Raw genomic sequence first — 26,253 nt, 5'->3', positions numbered from 1 at the left:
TGAATACTCTAATCATCAGGCAATAAAAAGCCCCTGACGGACAGGGGGTGAATACATGTTTATCAGTTTATTTCAGCGTATTCAGCCAATCTTGCGGTTTTAAATAAAAGTCGGTGAGCTTTTTCTCGGCAGAATGTTCTTCCCATTCAGGACGATACGACCAGCCCGCCAAAGGTGGCATACTCACTAAAATCGACTCAATACGTCCACCAGTTTGCAAGCCAAATAAGGTGCCGCGGTCATAGACAAGGTTATATTCAACGTAACGACCACGACGGTAAAGTTGGAAGTCTCGTTGTGCTTCGGTATAGGCTTTGTCTTGGTTTCTTTGGAAGATCGGTAAAATCGCCTCTAAATAACCATTACCCACGGCCTGCATATATTTGAAACAGGTTTCAAAGTCCCATTGGTTGAGGTCGTCAAAGAATAAACCACCCACACCACGTTGTTCATCACGGTGTTTTAGATAGAAATAGTCATCACACCATTTTTTATGTTCATCATAGAGCGTATCGCTAAATGGGGCACAGAGATCATGGGCAGTTTGATGCCAAGACAAGACATCTTCATCATTTGGATAAAATGGAGTGAGGTCAAAACCACCGCCAAACCACCAAATCGGATCTTGGCCTTCTTTTTCGGCAACAAATAAACGCACATTGGCATGTGAGGTTGGGACGTTGGGGTTTTTCGGGTGAATTACCAATGACACGCCCATGGCTTGCGCTTTTGCACCTGCAATAGCGGGATGGCGTTCAGTCGCTGAGGCAGGTAATTTTGAAATGTTGATGTGCGAGAACATCACACCACCTTTTTCAATCACCGTCCCATTTTGTAGAACACGTGAGCGACCACCACCACCTTCAGGGCGCTCCCAGTCATCGATCGCAAATTCGGCACTTCCGCCACCAGCACGTTCTTGCTGTTCCAATGCGGCACAAATCCGTGCCTGTAAATCGCGAAGGAATTCATCTACACGTTGAATATCGGCTGAAGTTGGATTCTGCATGGTGACCTTTATTAAAATAATTTAAAGATAAGTGTCATCAAAGCATAAATTACGTGAAAACTTAAGGCATTTTTCCCGATACTCAGCATCGGCTCTTTGCTTTAAATCTAGAAATCTAGTGATTAAACCAAAAGTTCCTGCGTAGTGAGCAGAAGTACTCAGGCCAAAATTGGGGCTATTCCGACAAATTTGCTAGGTTGAATTCACTTCTGAAGCTCAGCACAATAATCATAAGGTAGATTTAAATTGAATCTCATTGATTGAAATGGTGCATCGATGTCTCAGCAGGCGAGTTCTTTAATTCAAAAATATAATGTACCAGGTCCACGCTATACCAGTTATCCAACCGTGCCGTATTGGGAGGAAGCTGAGTTTTCATTGCAACAGTGGACACAGGGCTTGAAGCGTTCATTTGATGAGAGCAATCACCTCGAAGGCATCAGTCTGTACATTCATCTGCCATTTTGTGAAAGCTTATGTACGTTTTGTGGTTGCCATAAAAAAGTTACGAAAAAACATGAGATGGAGCTGCCTTATATTCAGGCGGTGCTGAAAGAATGGGACTTATATTGTCAGCTCTTGGTCGACCGGCCAATAATTAAAGAAATTCATTTGGGCGGGGGAACGCCTACTTTCTTTTCTCCTGAGCATCTCACCCAGTTGATTCAAGGGATTTTAGCGCAGGCAGATATTGCTGATGCACATGAATTTAGTTTTGAAGGGCATCCGAACAATACCACACGTGAGCATTTACAAGCCTTGTACGAAGTTGGGTTTCGACGCGTGAGCTATGGGGTGCAGGATTATAATGAAAAAGTGCAAAAAGCCATCCACCGTATTCAGCCCTTTGCACATGTTGAACAAGTAACACAGTGGGCACGTGATATTGGCTATACCTCTATTTCACATGATTTGGTTTTTGGTCTGCCATTTCAGGATTTAAACGATGTGTTGCATACCATTGAACAGACCACTCGTTTGATGCCAGATCGTCTAGCCTTTTATAGCTATGCACATGTGCCGTGGATTAAGGGCAATGGTCAGCGTGGTTTTAAAGATGCTGATGTCCCGAAAGATGATTTAAAGCGCCAATGCTATGAAGAGGGTAAAAAAAAGTTACTAGCGCATGGCTATCATGAAATTGGGATGGATCATTTTGCATTAACCCAAGATCCGATGTATCAAGCTTTTCAGCAGGGCAGTTTGCACCGTAATTTTATGGGCTATACCGCATCGAAAACCCAAGTAATGATTGGTCTAGGCTTATCTTCGATCAGTGACAGTTGGTACAGCTTTGCACAAAATGAAAAGAAAATTGAAGACTATTATGCACGTTTAGAAGCGAATGAAATTCCAGTTTATCGGGGGCATGTGCTGACAGATGAAGACTTAATCATCCGTAAACATATTCTCAATTTGATGTGTAGTTTCCAAACTTCTTGGGCAGGTCCAGAAATGCAATTTACTGAGCTTGATGACGTATTAGCGCAATTGGCTGAAATGCAAGAAGATGGCTTGCTCGAGATTTTTGATCAGCACATTCAGGTGCGTGACGCAGGCAAGCCTTTTGTTCGCAATATCTGCATGGCTTTTGATTTAAGATTAAAACGTCGTGTTCCTGAAAATCGTATTTTTTCGATGACGATTTGAATTTTCCCTAACCCCTCTTTAATAAAGAGGGGGAAGCCTCCCTTTTGTAAAGGGAGGTTTGGAGGGATTAATTTATGGAGAATTTAAAGGATTTTTAAAAATCGTCCTTTTGATACATATGCGACATACGATCATGTTTGGTTTTTAAATATTGTTCGTTAAAGGGATTTAAACCCACAGTCAGCGGAACACGATCAACGACATTCACGCCTTGCGCTTGGAGCGCTTCAATTTTTAATGGGTTATTGGTAATGAGACGCACAGCCGTAATATTGAGATGATTCAACATGATAGGGCACATATCATAACGACGTGCATCGGCAGGAAGATCCAATAATAAATTGGCATCCACTGTGTCATGGCCTTGGTCTTGTAGGGCATAAGCACGGATTTTATTGGTTAAACCAATACCACGACCTTCTTGGCGTAAATATAAAATCACCCCTTGGCCCGCTTCATTAATTAATTTTTGGGTGGCTTGAAGTTGTGGGCCGCAGTCACATTTAAGTGAAGCGAAGGCATCACCAGTCAGGCATTCGGAGTGGATACGTACTAAAACAGGTTCAGTGGGAGCTTGTTCTAGTCCTTTAGAGAGTGCGACATGTTCTTCACCGGTTTCAGGATCCTGAAAAACCGTAATATTGAATTCACCAAAAGCGGTCGGTAATCTTGACGTTGCGACAAATTCTATAGGCACTGCTTAACCCGTTTATTCGATTATAAATTGGCTAAAGTATAGCGTAATGCTTGGACATTGGTAGAATTGCAACGACGAATTTATGCAGAACATTTTCTTTTTTGTATAAAGCGAACGATAATAGTTGATAAATAGGAAGATTATTCAGGATAATCTGACTCATTCAAAATCTCCCCAACGAGATCATTGCTAAAAATTACATCGCTACAAGTTTGGCTGATTGTAAGGTGATACAATTCGACGATATGATCGAGTTACCCATTTAGACCGAGCTTAGGAATTTGCCAGGCTTTAGAAGGCTTTGCCACATTATGCTGTATAAAGAAATACCATTTCAACGCCCTGTAACACCGTTGCTGGATACGATTAACCATCCTCAACAACTTCGTTTACTCGAGCGCAGCCAATTAGAGCAAGTGGCGGATGAGTTACGTCAATTTATTTTGTATGCGGCCGGACAAAGTGGTGGGCATTTTGGTGCCAATCTTGGGGTGATCGAATTAACCGTGGCATTACATTACTGTTTTGAAACGCCACGTGATCGTCTGATTTGGGATGTGGGTCATCAAGCCTATCCGCATAAAGCCTTGACCGGTCGTCGTGAACAATTAGTGACGATTCGTGCCAAAGATGGTTTGGCTGCGTTTCCTGCCCGTGAAGAATCTGAATTTGACACCTTTGGCGTAGGCCATTCATCAACAGCGATTTCTGCTGGTCTTGGGATGTCATTGGCACGTCGCTTCAAGCAAGATCCCTGTCATGTGGTTGCAATCGTGGGTGATGGCGCGATGACAGCGGGCATGGCTTTTGAAGCCATGAACGATGCGGTGGCACACAATGCTGACCTCATGGTGGTATTGAACGACAACGATATGTCGATCTCATGCAGTACTGGTGGTTTTGCTAAGCATTTGGCTGCGATTTGGGAAAGTGGTCAATCGGTGAATATTTCTGAAAATGGCGAAGCCTATATTCAACCTCATCCTGAATGGGCGTATAACTCACGCCTACATTGTGCTGCGACCGATGCTGCAGACAACCTATTTAAAGCCATTGGCTTTGACTACTTTGGTCCTTTTGATGGGCACGATGTTGAACAATTGACACATGTGTTTGAAGCCTTAAAAAAACGCAGAGGCCCACGTTTAGTGCATGTCTATACCAAAAAAGGTAAAGGCTTTGCACCTGCCGAAGCAGATCAAATCAAATACCATGCCATCAGTAAAGTGAATGCACCTGCTGCAGTGGCAACTGCACCGAAATATTCAGATGTTTTTGGTCAGTGGTTATGTGATGAAGCTGCACAGGATGATCGTTTATTGGCGATTACTCCTGCGATGTGTGAAGGCTCAGGCATGGTGCAATTTGCCAAGCAGTTCCCTGAGCGTTTCTTTGATGTTGCCATTGCAGAACAACATGCGGTGACTTTGGCTGCGGGTATGGCCTGTGAAGGGGTAAAACCGGTTGTTGCAATCTATTCAACCTTCTTACAACGTGGTTATGACCAGCTGATTCATGACGTCGCTTTGCAAAATCTTGATGTGACATTTGGTATCGACCGTGCAGGTTTGGTTGGTGAAGATGGCCCAACGCATGCCGGTGCATATGATTATGCCTTTATGCGTACCGTGCCAAACATGGTGATCATGGCGCCGAAAGACGAAAATGAATGTCGTCAAATGTTGCATACGGCTTATTTGTATAAAGGCCCAGCGGCGGTACGTTACCCACGTGGTAATGGACTGGGTGTTGAGATTCAGCAAGAGATGATTGAGCTTGAAATTGGCCGTGGTGAAATTGTTGCAAACTTCAATGATCAGCAAGATGACACCATTTCTATACTGGCTTTTGGTAGTCGTGTTCAAGCGGCACTAGAGGCAGGGCAGGCTTTAGCGACAAAGCTAGATGTGGCTGTACGTGTGATTAATATGCGCTTCGTGAAGCCATTAGATACACAGTTGATCGATCAAATCGCAGCAAGTACGCAACTATTTGTGACAGTTGAAGAGCATGCAGTCATGGCGGGTGCGGGCAGTGCAGTAAATGAATATTTAGCCCAAGCAGGCGTGGTTAAGCCTGTGCTGAATTTAGGTTTGGCTGACGAGTTCATGCATCAAGCAACACATGCTCAAATGTTGCATCAGGCTGGACTGGATGCTGAAGGCATTGGCGCTTCAGTGACACAGAGCTGGCTAAAACATAAGCAAACAGTGGTTTGTTGAATTTCTAATTTTTAGAAACATTTTTTCCCTAAAAGCCCTTATATTTGATAAGATATAAGGGCTTTTATGCATTATTCTTTATCAGTATCTTCAAATTTGTAGTGGGTGTTCAATGGAACCTATGGTGGTTATGGCTGCGCGTGCGGCTCAATTAGTTGGTCAAGAGCTTTTAAAAGCGCATCAAAATCGTCATAAACTCGATCTACAAGTCGAAGAAAAAGGAATTGATGGTCCAGTAACGCGTGTAGACCGTTATTTGGAACAATTGACTATCGATACCCTACGTAAAAGCTATAAAAATCACAGTTTCCTAGGCGAAGAGTTTGGTCTTCAAGAAGGCAAAGGTCACGACGCTGATTGGTGTTGGATCATCGACCCACTTGATGGCACATTAAACTTCGTTAATGGTGTTCCACATTTCTGTATCTCTATTGCAGTTCAACATAAAGGTGTAACTCAACACGGTGTTATTTATGACCCTGTGAAAGATGAGTTGTTCTCTGCAAGCCGTGGTCGCGGTGCGATGATGAATCAACGTCGTATTCGTGTAAATGTAAAAGACAGCTTAGAAAACACTTTCCTTTCAGTGGGTCATGCGTATCGTAAAATTCGTAATGGCGAAGTGGTTTCTTATGCGAAAAACCATTTCAACTCATTGTTAAATGTGACTGAAGCCGGTGCTCAATACCGTCGTTCAGGTTCTGCTGCTCTTGATCTAGCATATGTTGCTGCCGGTCGTTTCGATGGTTATTTCGAACTTGGTTTGAAACCTTGGGACATCGCTGCGGGTGAACTTATTGTGAAAGAAGCGGGTGGTACTGTGGTTGATGCTCGTGGTGGTAACGACTCAATGGACAATGGTCAAGTACTTGCATGTTCTATGAAAATGCTTAAACCGCTTATGCAAGCTGTTGTTCCAGCTTGGGGTGAAGCTGCTAAATAATAGAACGCTTAGTTCGAGTTTATTGACAGAATAATGAAATAAAGCCCTCTTTATGAGGGCTTTATTTTTGTCTAATCGGTCAAAAATAATGGCTTAAACACCTATAATTTAAAGCTTCTTACAAAAAATATTCTGAAGTTGACTAAAACAGGTGACATTTAAAAACTTTCTGCTATAATCCCCGCACGCACTAAATTTCGTTCATTACCTGAACATTCTCTTCTATCATTGTGTATGCGCGTTCCGGTCCAAAGAGAGGACGATATTTCGCGCCCCACCCAATCGCTAAGCGATTCCTTCAGGTTGCGGCTGTAATCATGTGTGCGTTATACGCATCGTCGTTCTCGGATCGCCGCTGATTCTATATTTTCAGCGTCTTTTGCTGTGCCGCTTTTTGCCGATGTCCATCTGAATTTATATTTTTAATGGAGCACCCATTTTTGGGGTGAAATACTCTATGAGCAAAACTTTTGCTGATTTTCCTTTACATGAGTCGTTACAACTAGCATTACAAGGTCTAGGTTTTACTACTCCGACTCCAGTGCAAGAACAATCAATTCCAGCTGCATTAGAAGGTAAAGACCTTCTTGTATCAAGCCAAACTGGTTCTGGTAAAACTGCTGCATTCTTACTCCCAACTGTGAATGCTTTGGCTGGTCAAGACACATTGATGTCTTTTAAAGAGCGCATGAAAGCGGTAACTGCACCGTCTATTCTTGTACTTTGCCCTACACGTGAATTGGCTCAACAGGTTAGCCAAGACGCAATTGCTTTAGTACGTCACATGAAAGGTGTTCGTATTGCTGCAATCATGGGTGGTATGCCTTTCGGTAAACAAATCCAACAGCTTAAAGGTGCACAAGTTGTCGTAGCGACTCCAGGTCGTTTACTTGACTTGGTGAACCGTCGTCAAATTAAATTAGACAACGTTGATGCGTTAATCGTTGACGAAGCTGACCGTATGCTTGACTTAGGTTTCTCTGAAGACCTAGAAGCGATCAGCGACTTGGCTGCTAACCGTAAACAAACATTAATGTTCTCTGCAACATTTGCGCCGCGTATCATTACACTTGCAGAACGCATGATGAATGATCCACAGCGTATTGCGATTGAAACTGGTCACTCTACAAATACTGACATTACTCAGACACTTCACTGGACTGACGGTTTCGAACACAAGAAAAAACTTTTGACTCACTGGTTATCTGATGAGTCTGTAGATCAAGCAGTTGTATTCGCATCTACTCAAGAAGATACAGATATGTTGGCTGAAGAACTTGCAGAAGCAGGTCACTCAGTTGTCGCTCTTCACGGTGCAATGCCACAAACTGTACGTAACCGTCGTTTACGTAGCATTCGTGAAGGTCGTGCAAAAATCTTAGTTGCGACTGACGTTGCTGCACGTGGTCTAGACGTACCAACTATTTCTCACGTAATTAACTTCGGTCTTCCAATGAAGAACGAAGACTATGTACACCGTATTGGTCGTACAGGTCGTGCGGGCCGTACTGGTAGCGCGATTACTTTAGCGACTTACCGTGAACGCGGTAAAATCCGTGCTTTAGAAGACTTCTTAGATGCACGTTTAAATGTATCTGAAATTGAAGGTCTTGAGCCATCTCCACCTCCTGCACGTGGTAGCCGTGATGGCGGTCGTGGTCGTCGTGATGGCGGTCGCGGTGGTCGTGGTGGTTTCGGTGGCGGTCGTCGTTTTGAAGGTGAGTCAAACTTCAAACGTCGTGAAGGCAACCGTGATGGCGAACGTCGTTCATTCGGTGGCGAAGATCGTCCACGTCGCGAATACAACAACGATCGTCCACGTCGTGAAGGCGGTTTCGAAGATCGTCCACGTCGCGAATTTAACAACGATCGTCCACGTCGTGAAGGCGGTTTCGAAGATCGTCCACGTCGCGAATTTAACAACGATCGTCCACGTCGTGAAGGCGGTTTTGAAGATCGTCCACGTCGCGAATTTAACAGCGATCGTCCACGTCGTGAAGGTGGTTTTGACCGTCGTTCTAACGATGACAACCGTGGTAACCGTGTAGATTACAAACCAGCTCGTGAAGGTTATGGCGATCGTCCAAAACGTTCATTTGGTGAAGATCGTCCACGTCGTGAATTCAACGGTGACCGTCCTCAACGTTCATTTGGTGAAGATCGTCCAAAACGTTTCGGCGATGACCGTCCAAAACGTTTCGGTGATGATAAACCACGTGGCGAACGCACTTTCGGTGAAGACCGTCCACGTCGTAAATTCAATGACTAATTGAATTTCGAAAGAAATATCGAAAAAACCGGTGGAAAGACCGGTTTTTTTTATGGATTTAAATTAGCTTTTTAATCAGAAAAATGTATACTTGATCAAACTTTATGTGTTTAATGATAATTAATATGAACGGAAACGCGTTGGCAAATATGCGTACAGTGATGATCGAGGTACTTATGCCTTATATCGGTTTGACACTCTTATTGTGTAATATCGTTTACTATATATACAATTATTTTAACTAAATTCTTCTATTGGGTTGAAAGCAGCCTCTATAAAATCGCATTAATAATAAAAAACAATTTACCTGATGGAATGCAGGGATATGCGCTCATGCAATGGTAACATTTTAAACTTCAATCCTTTATAGTATGCATGCTGAAAAAAATGCAGGAAAATCCTCAGCTATGAATAATCAAACGTCTTCTCAGACTCAGGCACTGATCGAAGTGAAAAACCTGAGTTTTAAGCGAGGAGAGCGCGTCATTTATGACAATGTCAGTTTAAAAATTCGTCGTGGTCAGATCACTGCAATTATGGGTCCATCTGGTACAGGTAAAACGACTTTACTCCGTTTAATTGGTGGTCAATTGACTCCCGATAATGGAGAAGTGTTGCTTGATGGGCAGGACATTGCACAGATGTCACGTCAGGAACTCTTCGCTGCGCGTGCGCGTATGGGGATGCTGTTTCAGAGCGGCGCATTATTTACCGATATGTCGGTATATGAAAACGTAGCCTTTCCAATTCGTGCGCATACCAAGTTGCCAGAGCATTTGATCGCTGAAATTGTTGCGTTGAAATTAGAGTCTGTTGGTTTACGTGGTGCAGAAAAAATGATGCCCTCTGAACTTTCAGGTGGTATGAATCGTCGTGTGGCTTTGGCCCGTGCAATTGCACTCGATCCTGAGCTGATCATGTATGACGAACCCTTTGCAGGGCAAGACCCGATTGTGATGGGGGTTTTAACCCGCTTGATTCGTTCGCTACGTGAAGCTTTAGATCTAACCACGATTATTGTTTCGCATGATGTGGCTGAAACATTATCAATTGCAGATTACATCTATGTGGTGGCTGAAGGGAAAGTGCAGGGCGAGGGAACACCTGAGCAGTTAAAAGCACATGCTTCGCCTTTTGTGAAGCAGTTCTTGACGGGTTCGGTAGAAGGTCCGGTCGATTATCAATTCAGTCATCAGCCCTATTTAAATCATGAGGTTCGTTCATGAATGCTATTGCCGCATTAGGTAGACGCGTCATTGAACGTGTTCGAGGAATCGGCGTAGCAACCATTATGTTGCTGCAGATTCTTTTTTCCATGCCGACTTTACTTGGCGTGAAATTGTTTATTTATCAGATGTACCGTGTTGGTGTGCTTTCATTACTAATTATTGTGGTATCTGGCTTATTTATTGGCTCGGTACTGGGTTTGCAGATGTATAGCATTCTGTCGACCTTTGGTAGTGAAGCGATGCTCGGCACCGCAGTTGCGCTGACTTTATTGCGTGAACTTGCACCTGTGGTTGCGGCTTTACTCTTTGCTGGTCGTGCAGGTTCTGCTTTGACGGCTGAAATTGGTTTGATGAAAGCCACTGAGCAGTTGTCGAGTATGGAAATGATCGGGGTCGATCCATTAAAACGTGTGATCTCGCCACGACTTTGGGCCGGTATTTTTAGCTTGCCAATGTTGTCGGTGATTTTCGCTGCGGTCGGCATCATGGGCGGTAAATTGGTGGGTGTTGATTTTCTAGGTGCAGATGAAGGCTCTTATTGGAGTGGCATTGAGAACAGTGTGCAATTCTTTAAAGACGTCTTTAATGGCACCATCATCAAAAGTTTTGTTTTTGCATTAATTTGTACTTGGATTGCGGTCTATCAGGGCTATGCCTGTGTCCCAACTTCAGAAGGTATTGCAACGTCGACCACACGTACTGTCGTGTATTCTTCGTTGTGTGTTTTAGGATCAGATTTCGTGTTGACTGCGGTCATGTTCGGAGGTATTTAATGAAATCACGTACGAGTGAACTGGCCGTCGGTTTTTTTGTCATTCTTTTTGCTATCGCTATTTTCTTCTTGGCGATGCGTGTGAGTGGTTTGGTCGGCAATAACATCGAAGACAGTTATGAATTGACCGCGACATTTGAAAATGTAAACGGGATTAAACCCCGTGCCAAAGTCACCTTAAGCGGTGTCAAAGTCGGTCAAGTGGAGTCGTTGAAACTCGATCCTGTGACGCGCTTAGTGACAGCACATCTGATTATGGATGGCTCATTAACCTCTTATAACGCAGAACAATTAAAAGAAGTGCAAAAGAATGCACTCGAAGAACTGCGTTACACATCAGATTATGAAGCAGCAACACCTGCGAAACAAAAAGAAATGGAACAGCAACTGATTGCTAACATGAAATCCATCACCAATATCGATGAAGATGCTTACATTATGGTGGCAACCAATGGTTTATTGGGTGAGAAATATTTGAAAATTGTACCGGGTGGTGGTGTCAACTTCTTAAAACGTGGTGACCAAATTGGTAATACCCAAGGTACGATGGAAATCGAAGATTTGGTGTCTAAATTTGTGACCGGTGGTGCAGGGAACAAATCTGACAGCACAGCAGATACTGAACAAAAAACAGAAGCTGCTGACACAACAACGGCAGAAGAACCTGCATTTGTTGAATAATTTTTAGGAGAAATTAAGTGAACACATTGTTAAAACATACGCTTACAGCAAGTATCTTATCAACTATGATGGCAGGTACAGCTTTTGCTGCTCCAAGCGAAGCACCACCTGCATTTGTAAAAAAAGTGGCTGATGGCCTCATTACACGTTTAAAAGCAGACCACGCAAAACTACAAAATAACCCTGCGGCTGTGAAAACGATTGTTCGTCAAAACTTAGACCCGTATATCGATTCACAAGCGTTCACACGTATCGTGATGGGTACGTATGCCACTAATCAATATAGCTCAGCGGCTCAACGTGCACAGTTTGAACGTAACTTCCGTGCAACGCTGATCGAAAATTATGGTTCAGCTTTTGCCAAGTTTAGTAACCAAACGTATAGCATGCGTCCATATAAAGCGTCGAACAGTAAGAACCCTGTTGTAACGATTGATTTCCATAACAACGGTGAAAAAATTCCAGTTTCTTTCCAGTTGGCGGATAAAGGTTCACAATGGAAAATCCGTAATATCAACGTTTCGGGTATCGACCTAGGCTTACAATTCCGTAATCAGTTTGCGGCAACTGTAAAACGTAATGGCGGTAACATTGATAAAGCAATTGCGAACTTCAAACCTGATGCTGATGCAGCATTGGACAAGAAAAAATAAGATAGGTGATGTGTGATTAAACTTCATCAACAAGAATTGATGGTTTCAGGCAAAATCGATTACAACAATGCCGAATTGTATTATCAAGACGGCTTGAAGTTGATTCAACAACAGCAAGCTTTTCCCTTGGTGGTCAATCTTGCTGAGCTTGGGCATGGCAGTACTTTGGCTTTAGCTGTTTTGGTCCGTTGGTTACGTCAAACGCCAAAAGCGCAAGGTTTGCAGTTTAAAGCAGTCCCTGAAAAAATGATGAAGATTATTCAAGCCTGTCATCTTGAGCATGACTTGCAGTTGATCTAAATAAAAAAAGCACCGTAAGGTGCTTTTTTTATTGCAGTGCGATAAGAAGTTCTCACAAGTCTACGCAATAGGAACGGATTAAATCCATTTCTTCCAGCGGAAGTACATCAATGGGCCAATAAAGAATGCCACGATGATTAAGCTGACCACGATAAAACTGGTTGTACCATGTGCGAAGGGCAGTACATCGGTGTTCATCCCATAGACGCTAGCCACTAACATCGGTGGCGCAAGCATACTTGGTAAAATCGAGAATCGACGAATCGTATCATTCTGTTCGGTGTTAATGAACCCTGAGGTGGTATCCAGTAAGAATCGAACCTTTTGGAACAAGAAGGCATCATGCTCAACAAGAGAGCGTACGTCTTCACTGAGCTCTCGGATGTCGGCATCATAAATATGACTGCCCAATGCGCGAGGACGTGACAGGAAGGTGAGAACACGACGTAAGTCGATCAGACAGAGCTGAGCTTTCCCGAGCATATCTTCTAAATGCGCAAGTCGGGTAATCATGTCATCTAAGTCTAAAATCATCTCACGATGACGGTTATTCAGCACTTCTGTGGAATACTTTTCTAAGTCCTTGTGGATATCTTCCAAGATATCCGCAAGCTCATCGAGTTTGGCTTCTAAAAGACCCAATAAAATCCAAGTTGGATCTTTATAGTCAATTTCATAATCATTGCGACGCGCGCGGGCACGAAAGGCACGGAAAGCCACCAGCTTTTCACCCCGTAAAGTGAATAAGCGCTCTTTATGCAAAATAAAGGCAACCGTTTGTACGGTAGCTAAGGTGCTGGCATTTTCTTCGGGTTCGCCATCGACCTGAAAATTTTTATTTTTCGTTAAAAAATAGGTGCTGATGTGCAAAATACCGTCGTCATCACGGTAGAATCGTGCACTCGACGAAATATCTTCTAATGATTTTAATGTAGGTAAATTTTGATCATAGGCATCCATAATCCATTGCTGCTCTTCCTGAGACGGGGCAATGAGATCGAGCCAGACTAAATCCTGATGTAAATCGAAGTCACCATTGATGGTGACATCTTCCAGGCTACCGCGCTCTGTGGCGTAAAAGGCTTCAAGCATGTTGTCTTTTCCCCTTGCGCAGTAAGTTAAAAATGAATGGGTGTATTTTAGACAAGGATTTGCTGAAAAACACTGTTCTAATGCTTATTTTATGAAAAAATCTGTTTAAAGTTGATTTTTCCAGCATAGCGTTCCTGATCTGATGGTGATTATAAATGAAATCTATCGCAATTTTCTGTGGTTCCGCCCTTGGTAACAATCCTGCCTATTTACAGGTGGCTGAAAAAGTCGGTCGTCATTTGGCGGCACAAGGTATCACACTGGTCTATGGTGGTGGTCGTTCAGGTTTGATGGGGGTTGTGGCAGATAGTGCTTTGCGTGCAGGCGGGCAAGTCATTGGGGTGATTCCAAAAGTCTTGGTCGATAAAGAATTGGCACATCCAGATTTAACCGAATTGCATGTGGTAGAAAATATGCAACAACGGAAAACCAAAATGTCTGAACTCTCGGATGGTTTTGTGGCGATTCCAGGTGGAGCAGGGACTTTAGAGGAAATTTTTGAGCAGTGGACGTGGGCTCAATTGGGCATTCATTTAAAGCCATGTGCCTTTCTCAATGTAGATGGTTTTTATGACGATTTATTGAATTTTCTAAAAACAACTGCAGAAAAAGGCTTTACCCATCCGCGTTTTATCGAAGGCTTAATTACAGAAGATAATATTGAAACGATTGTTGAAAAGTTTCAACATTTCACTGCGCCAGAGCCGAAATGGGGCATGGTTGAACGTACAGCCTTTATCACCGATTTGGAACAAGATTGATGAAAACTATCACTGTTGCCGCAGCCATTATTCTAAATGAACAGCATGAACTTTTAGTGGTTCGTAAAAAACACACGGCATTCTTTATGCAAGTGGGTGGCAAGTTAGAACCCAATGAAGCCCCTGAAATCACCATGCTACGTGAAATTCAGGAAGAAATTGGCTGCGCTGCGCAGATTGAACAATTCATTGGTCGTTTTGAAACGGCCGCTGCGAACGAAGCCGATCATCTACTGGTGAGTTATGTCTATCTGGTCCAGTTGCAAGGTGAACCGAAAATTGATGCAGAAATTGCAGCAATGCAATGGGTCAGCTTGGATGATACACAAACAAAACTCGCACCGTTAACACGTGAGGTGGTGATTCCTTGGGTGAAGCAGCAGGCACAATCTCTTGCTGTAAGCTAAACCGCTTAGCTTGCTCAGTTTCTTTATAGTGGTTGATGTTTGAAACTAAGGCTGTGCCGCAGCAATGCATGCGGCATATACCTGCGTGCAATGTAGCTGATGTAACAGCGTACTTAATGCATGGATTGAACTCCCCGTGGTCACCACATCATCGATGATGAGGACTTTACGGAAACGGCGTTTTTCGGTTGGGTCGATAATAAATTGCTGTTCGATATTTTCTAGGCGTTCTAGCCGACTTAAACCTTTTTGAGCGTGCTGTGCTTGACGAATCACTGGTTGCCAAACAGGGATCCGCAATTGTTTTGCCATCATCTGTGCAATGAGTAGCATTTGGTTATACCCACGGTCTTTGAGGCGTTCTACTGAAATAGGCATGGGGACGATGGCTTGAACCCTAGCTAAGCGCAAGCTTAAAAGGCTCTGTGCCAGTAAATTTTGATAGTGCAATTGTTGCTCATACTTATAGCTTTGAATGATGCGATCTATTGGGAAATCATAGAGAAAGGCACAAGAGATGCTGTGTTCATGGCGATCAACCGCTTGTTTAAACCAAGGCAATTGTGCCCAGCAGTCGGTACAAAGCGAATGATGTTGTTGTCGATCGATACCGCAGAGCAGGCAAGGGGAAACGCTCTGTATTCCTTTTTGGATGAAGTGTTGGATAGATTGGAGCATGTTTTTATTCTAATCATTCTTTTTTGAGTATTTTGCACAGTTCGTGGTGAAGTGCAATCACAACACCACAGCAACCTGTTCGACAAGCTTATTGGTTCAAGCCAATCTGTATTTTTAGGATAATCAATCCATCATCCTAATTTTATACATAGGCGTACCGAGGAGCTTCAGGCAGCCATCGTTTTAAAAGCGCTCGAGCCTGTGCAGGATAGTCATTCAGGACTTGTTGAGCCACATAGTGAGCCTGATTGAGTAAATGGTCATCTCGCTCTAATTTTGCTACACGAAAGCCCATATCGCCCGTTTGTTTAGTGCCGAGGAGTTCACCGGGGCCGCGAATTTCCAAATCTTTTTCAGCAATAATAAAGCCGTCATTGGTCTCGCGCATAATGCGTAAACGCTCTTGCCCATTTTGCGACAAGGGATTTTTATACAGCAAGGCACAGAAACTGGCTTTGGCACCACGCCCTACACGACCACGTAGCTGATGTAGTTGTGAAAGCCCTAGGCGTTCTGCATTTTCAATCACCATGATCGAGGCATTCGGGACGTCAACACCGACTTCAATGACGGTGGTTGCAATCAGTAATTGCAATTCATTATTTTTAAATTGCTGCATCACTGCTTGCTTTTCATCGGCCTTCATTTTGCCATGAACCAGACCAATATTGAGGTCTGGAAAGCGTTCTTTAATTTCATTAAAAGTCGCTTCAGCGGCCTGAGCATCTAAGGTTTCGGATTGTTCTACTAGGGTGCAGACCCAATAGGCTTGTTTGCCTTCAGCACAATTGCTGGCAATCCGCTGTAGCACTTCTTCACGACGGTCAAGTGGAATGGTGACCGTTTGAATTGGTGTACGACCGGGTGGCAGTTCATCAATGACGGAGGTGTCTAAGTCGCCATAAGCCGACATGGCCAAGGTACGAGGAATAGGGGTTGCCGTCATCACCAGTTGATGTGGTGTCATGCCATTGAGACCTTTGTTCCGAAGTGCCAAACGCTGATCGACACCAAAACGGTGTTGCTCATCAATAATCACTAAACCCAATTTGGCAAATTGAACATTGTCTTGAAATAAAGCATGTGTGCCGACCACTAAATGGGCTGAACCATCTTGAATGCTTTGTTCTGCCGCAGCTCGAGCTTTGCCTTTTTGTTTGCCTGAAAGCCAAGACACGGTCAGTCCCATAGGCTCAAACCATTTTTTGAAATTTAGATAATGTTGTTCGGCCAAAATTTCTGTCGGCGCCATCATGGCCACTTGCCAACCTTCCTCGAGCGCATGACAGGCTGCCACACCTGCAACTAAGGTTTTACCTGCACCCACATCACCTTGTACGAGTCGCAGCATAGGTTTGTTCTTTTTCAGATCGACCGCAATTTCTTTGGATACGCGTTTTTGTGCGCCGGTCATTTCAAACGGTAGTGTACTTAAAAGTTGTTTGGTGAAGTTCTTACTTGCAGAGAAAGACGGTGCTTCGATTTGTTGAATATAAGCACGGCGGCTGAGCAAACTGACCTGATGGGCAACCAATTCTTCGAAAATTAAACGTTGCTGTGCAGGATGAGAACCTTGGCTGAGTTGCAACATATTGGCATCGACAGGGGGATGATGAATATAGTCCAAAGCCTGTTTTAGTGCATAGCCATTGGTGAATTTTTCTGGCAATAGTTCAGGTAAGTCATCACTATATATCTGTAGTGCTTGTTTGACGTATTCACGTAGTTTGGGCTGTGTTAAGCCTTCGGTTGCAGGGTAAATCGCAGTGAGTTGGGTTTGTGGTAATGGCGTGTGTTCAGTGATCACCTGTAGTTCAGGATGATACATTTCTAAGCCACGAGCACCAACACGGACTTCACCAAAAATCCGTAAACGATTTCCCGGTTTTACCCGATCAGTAATGCCTTTGTAGATATGGTAAAAACGTAAAGTGACTTTGCCACAATCGTCATCCAAAAGGGCGGCCATCGATTTACGCTTACCGGGTGGGAAGTCGATATTTTTGACCGTGCCTTCTAGTAAATAACTGCGGCCCACGGTTAATTGGTTCATGGGGATGATCGTGCTACGATCTTCATAGTCGCGTGGCAGATGAAACAAAAGATCATCTGTCGTGAAAATATTTAGTTTTTCAAGTAAAGCAGCGGCGGCATTGCCAACCCCTTGCAATTGATGGACGGCAGCCATGTCCCCTCAACTTCGGTTTATATGATCTAAATGGATCAGTTCTGAGAATAGGTCGTTTGATGCATATTCTATTTATCGGTTATGGTAAAACATCGCAACGTGTTGCTAAACAATTATTTCAGCAAGGTCACCAAATTACCACAGTGAGTCGTAGTGCGAAAGAGGATGATTTTGCAGAACATTTAATCCAAGATGTTCACCAACTGGATTTGTCGCAGGTTCAACCGATTGATGTAGTCTATGTTCTTTTGGCTCCTGCACGTCATGCTCAACTCAATGCTGTGGATGCTTACCGACACACTTATGTCGATTCTGTACAGCCGATTGTTCAAGCATTAGCACATCATCCAATACAACGTTTAATCGTGGTGTCTTCCACTCGTGTCTATGGTGAACATGCGGGGGAGCGGATTGATGATGACACTGTGCCACATCCGATCGATGAGCAGGGCATGTTGTTACTGGAAATGGAGCATCGCTACACACAAGCATTTCCTAACGAATGCGTGATCGTACGTCCCTCTGGGATTTATGGCACATCGACAACACGAATGCAGAAACTGGCAGAAACGACTCATCACTATCCCAATATCCATTGGTCAAATCGAATACATATCGATGATTTGGCAAAATTTCTGTGTCATCTACTTCACGTGGAACATCATGAAAAATCATATATTTGTACTAATAACCAACCTCAACCTTTGCATGAGCGAATCTTGGAATTGCAAAGAGCTATGCATTTACCCGAATTGGTTTTAGAGAGTGAAGTAGAAACAGGTAAAAAAATTTATGCAATGCGGATGATGGAGAGTGGTTTTAAGTTAGCGCACGATTGATTGTGATGTGTAGCGTAAAATTGGTGTGACGTATAAAATTCAGTGTAGCTTGGTGAGTATTAAAAGAAATTCTATAAATGAATGAAATAGGTCTTTTACAACATGTATTGTTTAAATTTTCGAATGGATCTCAAAGGATAAAATTTAAATAATGACAAAATCATTTGCTGAACTTACTCAGAATTTACCCCATAGACCGATTTTGGAAAAAGCTTTGAGTTATTTTGAGAATTTACCAAAGATCGCGATTGATTGTGGTTGTGGTGCAGGAAATGAATCATCATTTCTACTCCGTCATCATTTTAAAGTATATGCATTTGATCCGTCTGTTGACGCTAAAAATATCTGTCTAAGTAAATTTAAAGACAATAAGAATTTTTTATTTTCTAATCAGGCCTTTGAAGACTATAGCTTTCCTAAAGCTAGTTTAATTATTGCTTTATTCAGTTTATTTTTTTGTTCTACGGATTCGCTTGAAAGTGTTTTTAAAGAAAATGCAGGAATCCTTAAGTGAGCAAGGCATCTTACTCATACAACTGTTAGGGAAAGATGATGATTGGGTAAATAATTTTTCTGAAAAATTTATAGGTTTTGAACAGGAAGAGCTTAAACAATTGTTTGATGCGGACTTTGATATTATTTATATCGATGAATTTAAAGGCAATAAACCGCTAGCCAATGGAACTCCAAAATTTTGGAATGTACATACCTTAATTTTAAAAAAGAAAATATTAAATACTTTTGTATAGTCCAAAAAAAAAGAGACAAGCTCTTTACAACTTGTCCCTGATTTTGCTCATCTTCTTCCGCTTTTATGGCGAAAAAATCAGAACTGTTTATTTCTTCTTACGTTTCAGGCGCTTTTTGGCTTGTTCCGCAGCAACTTTATCCAGAGCTTCTTTTAACTCTTCATCACTAAAGGTTGTAATGTGTTGCAACATTTGGAGTGTCACATCATCCAAAACGAGGTTGGCATATTGCGCAACATTTTGGAAATTTTCATCAAACACAATGGCGTTGTTTTCATTGGTACTGATATAACCTTGTTGCGTTAAGACTTTAATAAAGCTTTGGAACAAGGCCTTATCAAAGAACTCTGGCGAGTTAAATTCATACAACACAGACAGACGTTGACCAACCAAGTGGCTGAGTTCTTCAACCTGACGGGTTGAGATGTTGCCTGAACCACGTTGTGTGATTAAAGCCAAAGTCATGTAGTAACGCTCTAGACTTTGCATCACAGGTGCAGCCAAGACCACTAACTGATTGTGCTGCTCTGAGTTAGGCGCAGGGGAGATCAGGTTGCCTTCTGCATCTTCAGAAATTAGCTTGGCTTTGATCAGTACTTCAGCATACGCACAGATCTGATCTTTAAGTTCTTCATCATTCCATTTAAGGAATAACTCAGCTTTTAAGAACGGATACAGTGTACGAATGACATTAATTAAATCACCACGGCGAATAGAACCATTATGTTCAACCAAAGCGGCAATGAGTGATGGCAAAATAAATGCGTGCAGGATGTTGTTACGGAAGTAGGTTAACAGCACAGCTTGATTATCAGCAATGGCAATAATATCGCCAAGGACATGATGAACACGTTTAATCAGCTTGAGTTTTAAACCATAAGCAATGATTTCTTTACCTGACAGCGGTGTTACTTGCATGCGCTCATCGTAAGGTAAGGCAGTTAAAAGATCGCGATAGGTATCTAACTGCTTAATGCAAATCTCTTCATCTAAAGTATGTTTAGATGTAGCCAATAAAATCAGTGAAAGCAATGAAACTGGGTTCACCACTGCTGCACGGTTAATATTTTCTAAAATCACGTGTGCAGAGCTGTTAATGGCATCCGAAACCTCTGGTGGAATTGGATCGTCATTTTTCTCGATTTTGATGTTGCTTGCATTATGCTGTTTCAACATATCATCAAGGAAAACCGGCTCACCAAAGTTCAAATGCACTTTACCGAAAATACGTTCGATCTTACGCAGAGTTTTCATAATCCCAATGATCGATTCGCCTTCTTTCGGCTTACCATTCATTTCGCCAACGTAGGTCGCACCTTCCATTAAACGCTCATAACCAATATAGGTCGGTAAGAACACGATTGGTTTGGCTGGATTACGTAAATGACCATGGACAGTCATGGCGAGCATGCCGGTCTTCGGTGGTAATAAACGACCAGTACGTGAACGCCCACCTTCGATGAAGTATTCAAGCGGTGTATTACGCGCCAAAATACTGTAGAGGTATTCTTTAAATACGGTGGTGTAGAGACCATTGCCACGGAATGAACGACGAATAAAGAACGCACCGCCGCCACGTAAAATTTGCCCGACAAATGGCATGTTTAAGTTATCGCCCGCAGCAATGTACGGCACCATTAAGCCACGTTTATAGATCACATATGACAATAATAAATAGTCGATATGGCTACGATGACATGGGGTGTAAATGATCTCGTAGTCTTTGGCTAGTTCACGAACGGTACTGAAGTTATGCACTTCGACGCCATCATAAAGCTGTGTCCACAGACGAGTCAGGGCTAAGTCAGCAAAACGTACTGTTGATGCAGAATAGTCAGAAACGATTTCATTTAAATAACCAATCGCACGACGTTCAGCTTCAACCATACTGATTTTACTGCGAATGCTTTCACGACGAATCGCATCTTGCACATCCGTAGATTTGATCAGTCCGTGCATCACATTACGACGGTCGGATAAATCCGGACCCAAAACCACTTCACGCTGCGCATCTAAATAATCATTCAGTGTGCTGACAATATAAGTCGCAGGTGACAAGTTTGGATGTGTAGTTTTGGCATATTCAACCAAACGACGCAAAGACTGTGGCTCATGGAATTCGAGGTACGATTGACGACCGTGCAAACCAATATTCACCAACTGCTTCACTTTGCTTGGTGTAGACCATGTATCGGTAAATAATAATTTAAACCAAGAGTCTTCTTTATCGGGTTCACGGCCCCACAGCACGGTTACAGGAACGAGCTCAACATCCGCATCAGGATTTTTTTCCAAAACCTCAATTAAACGTAATAAACGAGGTGGAAAGGCATGTGGCGGTGGATTGAGTAAGTTGTCTTCATCATGATGTTGTAAAAACACCACAGAGGCTTTTTCTGTTTGCGTACCCACAGTCATTGGGTCGAGTGCAGGGTGTAGCTTTAAACGACGGGTTTCACCATCGACAATTAAAGCATTACTCCGTGAATGATTTTGCAGAACGTAGCAGGTAATTTTCGTTGTCTGTACGCCGGTATCTGTATCGGTTTCAGTCACTACAGGTTCTACAGGGACTTCACCTAAAACATGCGGTGTTACCACAAGGTCAAGCAGTTTACTCGAAAGCTTTCGATACATCTGACCAAAGCCGCTCTTGGACATACAAACTCCTACTTTTCATGACCAAACCACAGAGATTCTGAGGGGAATCTATTCTGCGTAATTGTACTTAAAAACTGTATGTCATTTTCTGACAAATTGCATAGATATTGTAAGATTTTATCGTTAAAAAACGTATTTTTAGCAGTTATATTGCATCAGCAAGGTGACAGATCAGTCAGCGAATCTTTAGGGTTTTAGTCTGGATTTATGGCAAAATGGAAAATATATTTAAACATCTGTTGATGTTGCCTGCGTTAGCTTAATCCCGAATGATAGATAGGTTTGTTATGAATGCCTTAACACAAGAGTTGGTTGATTTACTCAGCCTTGAAAAATTAGAAGAAAATATTTTTCGTGGGCAAAGCCGAAATTTGGTCGGGAAACGTGTCTTTGGTGGACAGGTTTTAGGTCAGGCGCTCCGTGCGGCATCTTATACGACAGATCGACCAGCTCATTCCTTACATGCCTATTTCTTATTCGGCGGTGATATCAATGCACCGATCATTTATGAAGTGGATCGTATTCGCGATGGACGCAGTTTTGTGAGTCGTCAGGTGCGTGCGATTCAACATGGTAAAACGATTTTTATGTGTATGGTGTCATTTGCAGAGCAAGAAGACGGGTTGAACTATCAAGTTGCAGGGCCAGAATATCCAGCCGTGGAAGATTTAAAATCTGAAGCTGAGCTGAAACGAATGATGGTGGAATTTGTCCCTGAAAACGTCCGTGCATCTTTTATGCGCGACCGTCATGTGGAAATTCGCCCGATTGATCCGCAAAACCCGTACCAACCGCAGCCTGCTGCGCCATCGTATGCACACTATATTCGTACCCATGACAAAATTGCTGCTGACGTTGATGACATCTCTTTACATCAGGCTATTGCGGCATTCTATTCAGACTTTACGCTGATGACGACTGCACTACGTCCACATGGTTTAAGTTATTTATCACCAAGTTTGCAGTGTGCGAGTATTGACCATGCCATGTATTTCCATAAGCCATTCCGTGTGGATGAATGGATGCTTTATGACATGGATGCCACGGTCAGTGCTAGTTCACGTGGTCTAAATTTCGGTCGTATGTGGCAAAACGGTGAGTTGGTCTGTAGTACGACACAAGAAGGCTTGATCCGTTTACGCGAAATTGAAACCCAATAAGCTTTAAGCACTATGTGTTAAGTCGTACATGGTGAATACTGAAAAAACCGATCTTCTGATTCGGTTTTTTATCTCCGTCAATTTGGGGTTATGCAACTACTCACGGAATCGAGTTATCTAGTTAGGGGTACTGTACAAGTTGAATGGAGCTGAATTCATGCTTTGCAGAAATGCAGCAGTACATGTGACAAAAAATTCCTCGATTCCCAATGGGTCGCATGGCATAGTGCCTGAATAAAGGATGATAAATGCAAGGCACAATGAGCTTAAATACGCAGATTTTAATTGCCGCAATATTGGGTGTGGCATTTGGGTTTTTATTAATTCAGTTTCCAGAGACGCAGTTTTTATCCGCCAGCCTGTATGGCTTGGGGATTGCCAGTAGTATTTTTATTGGTTTGCTGAAAATGATCTTGGTTCCCCTGATCTTTAGTTCGATTGTGGTGGGGGTATCGAATTTACAAGCGGGTGGTCAGCTGAGTCGAACGTGGAAAATTACCTTAGCGTGCTGTGTCACTACCACAACTTTGGCACTGATCTTGGGTCTAGCATGCGCGCATATTTTTAAAGTCGGGCAGGGCGTGGACATCGTCATGTTCCAAGATGTAATGCAACAGCATCAGAGTCCTGACACCCTCACAGCAGGTTCATTCTTTACCAATTTTATTCAAAATACACTGATCAATCCGTTTAAAGCCTTTAGTGATGGCAATGTACTCGCTGTCGTGGTGTTTTCACTATTTCTCGGTGTGGCCTTGGTCAAAGGCGGTGAAAAGTTCCGAAGCGTGAGAAAGCTCAGTCAGCAATTTTTTGACATCATGATGATGATCATTGGCTGGGTGATGAAGCTTGCACCGATTGGTATTTTCGCATTATTGGCTAAATTGATTGCTACAGAAGATATTTCGGTGTTGAGTCGCCTCGCCGAGTTTGCTGCGGTGGTCACAGGGACGACGATTTTCCATGGGGCAGTGGTGTTACCTCTGCTGCTATGGATTTTTGGGAAAATGAGCCCACTGACATTTTTTAGAGGAACACGAGCTGCCTTAATCACTGCTTTTGCAACCAGTTCAAGTTCAGCAACGATGCCACTGTCGATGAAATGTGCGCAGGAAAATTTAGGCGTACGTCCTCAAACAGCAGGTTTTGTGATTCCATTGGGCACACAGTTAAATATGGATGGTACAGCGTTGTATGAAGCTGCTGCTGCGTTATTTATTGCTAACTTGATGGGCTTAGATTTAACCTTGGGTCAGCAGTTAATTGTCTGTGCAACCGCCATGATTGCGTCACTCGGCGCACCGGGCATTCCAAGTGCTGGAATGGTGACGATGATTATGGTTTTACAATCGGTTGGGCTTCCTGCAGAAGCCATTGCGATATTGCTGCCGATCGATCGTCTATTGGATACGGTACGGACTGTGGTGAACGTACAGGGCGATATGATGATTAGTGTGGTGGTGGATCGTCATACGCGAGATGTAGATGAACCAGCGTTGTCGAATTAAATAGATAAAGCACTAAAATGTGGGTTGTAGACGATCTCCCACAGATGCCCATCTAAGTCTTGAAAATAGCCTGCATAACCACCGTAAAACGTGGGCTGTGCGGGCTTAATTGGTTTTGCACCAGCGCGTTGGGCTTGTTGCATAATTTGATCGACGGCTGCGGTACTGTTGACGTTATGTCCGAGAGACATTTGAGTTGGACAAAACGCAGATGTACTGATTCCAGTGTCATGACTAAGGCTATCTTGCGGCCAGAGTGCAAGCTTTAAACCGTGTTGTAAATCAAAAAATGCCACAGCGCCATGTTCAAATTCAGTCCCAATAATCCCAGCGCTATTTAGACCTAGACCCTCCTGATAAAACGCGAATGCAGCGTGTAAATCTTTCACGGCCAGTGTAATGACGGAGATGTGAGCGTGCATGGAGATGCTCCTGAACGATGTATTTTTATTTTAGGATGAGACTGAGTATAAATACATTTTAAAGAGAATAGGGAACTCGGAATAACTGTACTTTAAACCTCGAACTTATGAGCCTATCCATCTTGAGTTTGTTGATTGCTCAATAAAAAATGGAGCGTAATGGATGTGAGCACAAAAAAAGCAGGGCGAACCCTGCTTAATACAGATTTTAAATGGTGTTTAAGCAACTTTCAGTGCGGCACGTTTTGCAGCAGGAGAGTTGTCGAGATAGGCAATCGCATCTTCAGTTTTTGCTTCATGTACAGGATCGTACCAAGGCATTAAATACCCCAATTGCTGCGACACCAACCAAAGCGGATGTGGCAATAAGCGATTGTCTTTTTGCGCGATACGCGCCCATTCACGCCAAATCCACTGTTTATATACGGCAGGTTTAATCGATGCATAGCGCGAGTCTTGCTGCATGATATGTGCTGCACCATCGACCCATAGACCAAGTACGGCTGCAATTACGATCACACTTTGATAATAGCGAGAAATATAGCCCCCACCGAGATGACGATACAAATCAAAAGCCACGGTACGATGTTCTATTTCCTCTGCACCATGCCATTTTACTAGATCGAGCATATTCGGATCAGCACCTAGTCGTTCCCACTCTTTGTTGTATAAAGCATATTTGCCTAGTACACAGGTCATGTGCTCAACTGTTGCAATCACCCCTAAACGAAAGAGATCCCATTAATGATCCAAGGCTTTGGGTACGTTGAGCCCTAAAGGTTGGTCCGCAAGCAGTTTGCCAAAGAGAAAGTCCATGATTTCAAGGTTGCGTTGAATACTGATATTGCGCTGAGATAGATATTCTTTATTGGCAGAGTTATGCGCCTGAGCATGCATGGCTTCTTGGCGGATAAATGCTTTAACGTCCTCTGCTAGTTTTTCATCTCTAATTTGTGGCAATACTTTGTTATACAGACGGCAAAACCAAAACTCACCTGCCGGTAAGATCATATTAATTTCATTAATAAAATAGCTGACAAAAGCTTGGTTGGGTACCCAGTCAACTTGAGTATCTTGCCACTCAAATTTCACTTTACGTGGCTTAATTTTATATTCGATTGATGATCCAAGTTTTGTGTTTCTCAAGCGGGAGAGTAATTTCATGACCTATCCTTGTTTTTATGTGATCGAGTACACATCTGATGTATTCAGTATCCAAAAAAAATCCTGCATTGTGATTAGGGTGTGTTGACATTTACAGCCGATAAATTGAGCTAAAGAGGCAACCATATAAATATACAAGCTAAAGCAACAGCGCTTTGATAGTTACGTTTTAGCTTATCGTATCTTGTGGCAATTCCTC

At 43.0% G+C, this 26,253-nt stretch carries 21 protein-coding genes and 3 pseudogenes; 15 read left to right on the top strand and 9 right to left on the bottom strand.

The window, feature by feature from the left end; all coding sequences use genetic code 11:
- Positions 1 to 67 precede the first annotated feature (67 nt).
- Positions 68 to 1,009 (bottom strand): oxygen-dependent coproporphyrinogen oxidase, encoded by a 942-nt coding sequence (gene hemF / locus FTU77_RS06940; RefSeq protein WP_180026069.1) that lies wholly within the window; start codon positions 1,007 to 1,009, stop codon positions 68 to 70.
- Between the two features lie 276 nt (positions 1,010 to 1,285).
- Between hemF and hemN the strand changes: the two genes are divergently transcribed.
- Positions 1,286 to 2,659 (top strand): oxygen-independent coproporphyrinogen III oxidase, encoded by a 1,374-nt coding sequence (gene hemN / locus FTU77_RS06935; protein WP_180055401.1) that lies wholly within the window; start codon positions 1,286 to 1,288, stop codon positions 2,657 to 2,659.
- A 94-nt stretch (positions 2,660 to 2,753) separates the two neighbouring features.
- On the opposite strand, the gene ribA is transcribed toward hemN, so the two are convergent.
- On the bottom strand, positions 2,754 to 3,356 hold the full coding sequence (gene ribA / locus FTU77_RS06930; RefSeq protein ID WP_180021583.1) for a GTP cyclohydrolase II: 603 nt from the start codon (positions 3,354 to 3,356) through the stop codon (positions 2,754 to 2,756).
- Between the two features lie 311 nt (positions 3,357 to 3,667).
- Between ribA and dxs the strand changes: the two genes are divergently transcribed.
- From dxs to FTU77_RS06890, 8 genes are all read left to right on the top strand, one after another.
- Positions 3,668 to 5,578: a 1-deoxy-D-xylulose-5-phosphate synthase gene (dxs, locus tag FTU77_RS06925; RefSeq protein WP_180039458.1), complete on the top strand. Its 1,911-nt coding sequence runs from the start codon at positions 3,668 to 3,670 to the stop codon at positions 5,576 to 5,578.
- Positions 5,579 to 5,690: 112 nt separating this feature from the next.
- Positions 5,691 to 6,521, top strand: a complete 831-nt coding sequence (locus tag FTU77_RS06920; protein WP_078189303.1) for an inositol monophosphatase family protein — start codon at positions 5,691 to 5,693, stop codon at positions 6,519 to 6,521.
- A gap of 457 nt (positions 6,522 to 6,978) precedes the next feature.
- Positions 6,979 to 8,790 carry a DEAD/DEAH box helicase gene (locus tag FTU77_RS06915; protein ID WP_180055400.1) on the top strand — a complete coding sequence of 604 codons (1,812 nt, stop codon included), beginning with the start codon at positions 6,979 to 6,981 and terminating at the stop codon, positions 8,788 to 8,790.
- A 407-nt stretch (positions 8,791 to 9,197) separates the two neighbouring features.
- Positions 9,198 to 10,016: an ABC transporter ATP-binding protein gene (locus tag FTU77_RS06910; RefSeq protein WP_218947263.1), complete on the top strand. Its 819-nt coding sequence runs from the start codon at positions 9,198 to 9,200 to the stop codon at positions 10,014 to 10,016.
- A complete protein-coding gene (gene mlaE, locus FTU77_RS06905) occupies positions 10,013 to 10,792 on the top strand; it encodes a lipid asymmetry maintenance ABC transporter permease subunit MlaE (RefSeq protein WP_078189301.1) in 780 nt (259 codons plus the stop codon). The genes FTU77_RS06910 and mlaE overlap by 4 nt, the downstream gene beginning before the upstream one ends.
- Entirely contained in the window at positions 10,792 to 11,472 is a 681-nt protein-coding gene (locus tag FTU77_RS06900) for an outer membrane lipid asymmetry maintenance protein MlaD (RefSeq protein ID WP_168379104.1), read from the top strand. The genes mlaE and FTU77_RS06900 overlap by 1 nt, the downstream gene beginning before the upstream one ends.
- 17 nt (positions 11,473 to 11,489) lie before the next feature.
- Positions 11,490 to 12,125: a phospholipid-binding protein MlaC gene (locus tag FTU77_RS06895; protein WP_078189299.1), complete on the top strand. Its 636-nt coding sequence runs from the start codon at positions 11,490 to 11,492 to the stop codon at positions 12,123 to 12,125.
- Between the two features lie 39 nt (positions 12,126 to 12,164).
- Entirely contained in the window at positions 12,165 to 12,425 is a 261-nt protein-coding gene (locus FTU77_RS06890; protein ID WP_218947264.1) for a lipid asymmetry maintenance protein MlaB, read from the top strand.
- Positions 12,426 to 12,503: 78 nt separating this feature from the next.
- On the opposite strand, the gene FTU77_RS06885 is transcribed toward FTU77_RS06890, so the two are convergent.
- Positions 12,504 to 13,517 (bottom strand): CorA family divalent cation transporter, encoded by a 1,014-nt coding sequence (locus FTU77_RS06885; protein ID WP_078189297.1) that lies wholly within the window; start codon positions 13,515 to 13,517, stop codon positions 12,504 to 12,506.
- 155 nt (positions 13,518 to 13,672) lie between these two features.
- Here FTU77_RS06885 and FTU77_RS06880 point away from each other — a divergent pair, with 155 nt between their 5' ends.
- Together FTU77_RS06880 and FTU77_RS06875 are read left to right on the top strand one after the other, a co-directional pair.
- Positions 13,673 to 14,278: a TIGR00730 family Rossman fold protein gene (locus tag FTU77_RS06880; protein WP_180055398.1), complete on the top strand. Its 606-nt coding sequence runs from the start codon at positions 13,673 to 13,675 to the stop codon at positions 14,276 to 14,278.
- Positions 14,278 to 14,685: an NUDIX domain-containing protein gene (locus tag FTU77_RS06875; protein ID WP_180055397.1), complete on the top strand. Its 408-nt coding sequence runs from the start codon at positions 14,278 to 14,280 to the stop codon at positions 14,683 to 14,685. The genes FTU77_RS06880 and FTU77_RS06875 overlap by 1 nt, the downstream gene beginning before the upstream one ends.
- A gap of 45 nt (positions 14,686 to 14,730) precedes the next feature.
- Here FTU77_RS06875 and FTU77_RS06870 read toward each other — a convergent pair whose 3' ends face one another.
- Positions 14,731 to 15,363, bottom strand: coding sequence for a ComF family protein (locus FTU77_RS06870; protein WP_180055396.1), 633 nt, complete (start codon positions 15,361 to 15,363; stop codon positions 14,731 to 14,733).
- A 142-nt stretch (positions 15,364 to 15,505) separates the two neighbouring features.
- Positions 15,506 to 17,551, bottom strand: a complete 2,046-nt coding sequence (gene recG / locus FTU77_RS06865) for an ATP-dependent DNA helicase RecG (protein ID WP_180055395.1) — start codon at positions 17,549 to 17,551, stop codon at positions 15,506 to 15,508.
- Between the two features lie 59 nt (positions 17,552 to 17,610).
- On the opposite strand from recG, the gene FTU77_RS06860 reads away from it, so the two are divergent.
- Together FTU77_RS06860 and FTU77_RS06855 are read left to right on the top strand one after the other, a co-directional pair.
- Positions 17,611 to 18,390: an NAD-dependent epimerase/dehydratase family protein gene (locus FTU77_RS06860; RefSeq protein ID WP_180055394.1), complete on the top strand. Its 780-nt coding sequence runs from the start codon at positions 17,611 to 17,613 to the stop codon at positions 18,388 to 18,390.
- Positions 18,391 to 18,541: 151 nt separating this feature from the next.
- A pseudogene (locus FTU77_RS06855) lies at positions 18,542 to 19,139 on the top strand (methyltransferase domain-containing protein).
- A gap of 87 nt (positions 19,140 to 19,226) precedes the next feature.
- On the opposite strand, the gene plsB reads toward FTU77_RS06855, so the two are convergent.
- A complete protein-coding gene (gene plsB, locus FTU77_RS06850) occupies positions 19,227 to 21,800 on the bottom strand; it encodes a glycerol-3-phosphate 1-O-acyltransferase PlsB (RefSeq protein WP_180010517.1) in 2,574 nt (857 codons plus the stop codon).
- 287 nt (positions 21,801 to 22,087) lie between these two features.
- Here plsB and FTU77_RS06845 point away from each other — a divergent pair, with 287 nt between their 5' ends.
- Together FTU77_RS06845 and FTU77_RS06840 are read left to right on the top strand one after the other, a co-directional pair.
- On the top strand, positions 22,088 to 22,960 hold the full coding sequence (locus FTU77_RS06845; protein ID WP_180055393.1) for an acyl-CoA thioesterase II: 873 nt from the start codon (positions 22,088 to 22,090) through the stop codon (positions 22,958 to 22,960).
- A 248-nt stretch (positions 22,961 to 23,208) separates the two neighbouring features.
- The gene (locus tag FTU77_RS06840) at positions 23,209 to 24,468 is read left to right on the top strand and encodes a dicarboxylate/amino acid:cation symporter (protein ID WP_180026060.1); all 1,260 of its coding nucleotides are present in this window, start codon (positions 23,209 to 23,211) and stop codon (positions 24,466 to 24,468) included.
- On the opposite strand, the gene FTU77_RS06835 is transcribed toward FTU77_RS06840, so the two are convergent.
- From FTU77_RS06835 to FTU77_RS06825, 3 genes and pseudogenes are all read right to left on the bottom strand, one after another.
- Positions 24,465 to 24,890 (bottom strand): VOC family protein, encoded by a 426-nt coding sequence (locus FTU77_RS06835; RefSeq protein WP_180055392.1) that lies wholly within the window; start codon positions 24,888 to 24,890, stop codon positions 24,465 to 24,467. The two genes, FTU77_RS06840 and FTU77_RS06835, sit on opposite strands and share 4 nt — an antisense overlap.
- Before the next feature lie 219 nt (positions 24,891 to 25,109).
- A pseudogene (locus FTU77_RS06830) lies at positions 25,110 to 26,054 on the bottom strand (metal-dependent hydrolase).
- 110 nt (positions 26,055 to 26,164) lie between these two features.
- Positions 26,165 to 26,253: pseudogene (locus FTU77_RS06825) on the bottom strand (IS5/IS1182 family transposase); the annotation flags it as partial.

It is taken from the genome of Acinetobacter sp. YH12142 (assembly GCF_013418435.1).
Taxonomy (GTDB): domain Bacteria; phylum Pseudomonadota; class Gammaproteobacteria; order Pseudomonadales; family Moraxellaceae; genus Acinetobacter; species Acinetobacter amyesii.
This window is presented reverse-complemented; position numbering and strand designations above follow the sequence as displayed.

What these genes read in the sequence shown, in the direction of transcription:
- hemF (WP_180026069.1), bottom strand. Translation starts at nt 1,009, where the DNA reads ATGCAGAATCCAACTTCAGCCGATATTCAACGTGTAGATGAATTCCTT.
- hemN (WP_180055401.1), top strand. Translation starts at nt 1,286, where the DNA reads ATGTCTCAGCAGGCGAGTTCTTTAATTCAAAAATATAATGTACCAGGT.
- dxs (WP_180039458.1), top strand. Translation starts at nt 3,668, where the DNA reads ATGCTGTATAAAGAAATACCATTTCAACGCCCTGTAACACCGTTGCTG.
- FTU77_RS06920 (WP_078189303.1), top strand. Translation starts at nt 5,691, where the DNA reads ATGGAACCTATGGTGGTTATGGCTGCGCGTGCGGCTCAATTAGTTGGT.
- FTU77_RS06915 (WP_180055400.1), top strand. Translation starts at nt 6,979, where the DNA reads ATGAGCAAAACTTTTGCTGATTTTCCTTTACATGAGTCGTTACAACTA.
- FTU77_RS06910 (WP_218947263.1), top strand. Translation starts at nt 9,198, where the DNA reads ATGAATAATCAAACGTCTTCTCAGACTCAGGCACTGATCGAAGTGAAA.
- mlaE (WP_078189301.1), top strand. Translation starts at nt 10,013, where the DNA reads ATGAATGCTATTGCCGCATTAGGTAGACGCGTCATTGAACGTGTTCGA.
- FTU77_RS06900 (WP_168379104.1), top strand. Translation starts at nt 10,792, where the DNA reads ATGAAATCACGTACGAGTGAACTGGCCGTCGGTTTTTTTGTCATTCTT.
- FTU77_RS06890 (WP_218947264.1), top strand. Translation starts at nt 12,165, where the DNA reads ATGGTTTCAGGCAAAATCGATTACAACAATGCCGAATTGTATTATCAA.
- FTU77_RS06885 (WP_078189297.1), bottom strand. Translation starts at nt 13,517, where the DNA reads ATGCTTGAAGCCTTTTACGCCACAGAGCGCGGTAGCCTGGAAGATGTC.
- FTU77_RS06880 (WP_180055398.1), top strand. Translation starts at nt 13,673, where the DNA reads ATGAAATCTATCGCAATTTTCTGTGGTTCCGCCCTTGGTAACAATCCT.
- FTU77_RS06875 (WP_180055397.1), top strand. Translation starts at nt 14,278, where the DNA reads ATGAAAACTATCACTGTTGCCGCAGCCATTATTCTAAATGAACAGCAT.
- FTU77_RS06870 (WP_180055396.1), bottom strand. Translation starts at nt 15,363, where the DNA reads ATGCTCCAATCTATCCAACACTTCATCCAAAAAGGAATACAGAGCGTT.
- recG (WP_180055395.1), bottom strand. Translation starts at nt 17,551, where the DNA reads ATGGCTGCCGTCCATCAATTGCAAGGGGTTGGCAATGCCGCCGCTGCT.
- FTU77_RS06860 (WP_180055394.1), top strand. Translation starts at nt 17,611, where the DNA reads ATGCATATTCTATTTATCGGTTATGGTAAAACATCGCAACGTGTTGCT.
- plsB (WP_180010517.1), bottom strand. Translation starts at nt 21,800, where the DNA reads ATGTCCAAGAGCGGCTTTGGTCAGATGTATCGAAAGCTTTCGAGTAAA.
- FTU77_RS06845 (WP_180055393.1), top strand. Translation starts at nt 22,088, where the DNA reads ATGAATGCCTTAACACAAGAGTTGGTTGATTTACTCAGCCTTGAAAAA.
- FTU77_RS06840 (WP_180026060.1), top strand. Translation starts at nt 23,209, where the DNA reads ATGCAAGGCACAATGAGCTTAAATACGCAGATTTTAATTGCCGCAATA.
- FTU77_RS06835 (WP_180055392.1), bottom strand. Translation starts at nt 24,890, where the DNA reads ATGCACGCTCACATCTCCGTCATTACACTGGCCGTGAAAGATTTACAC.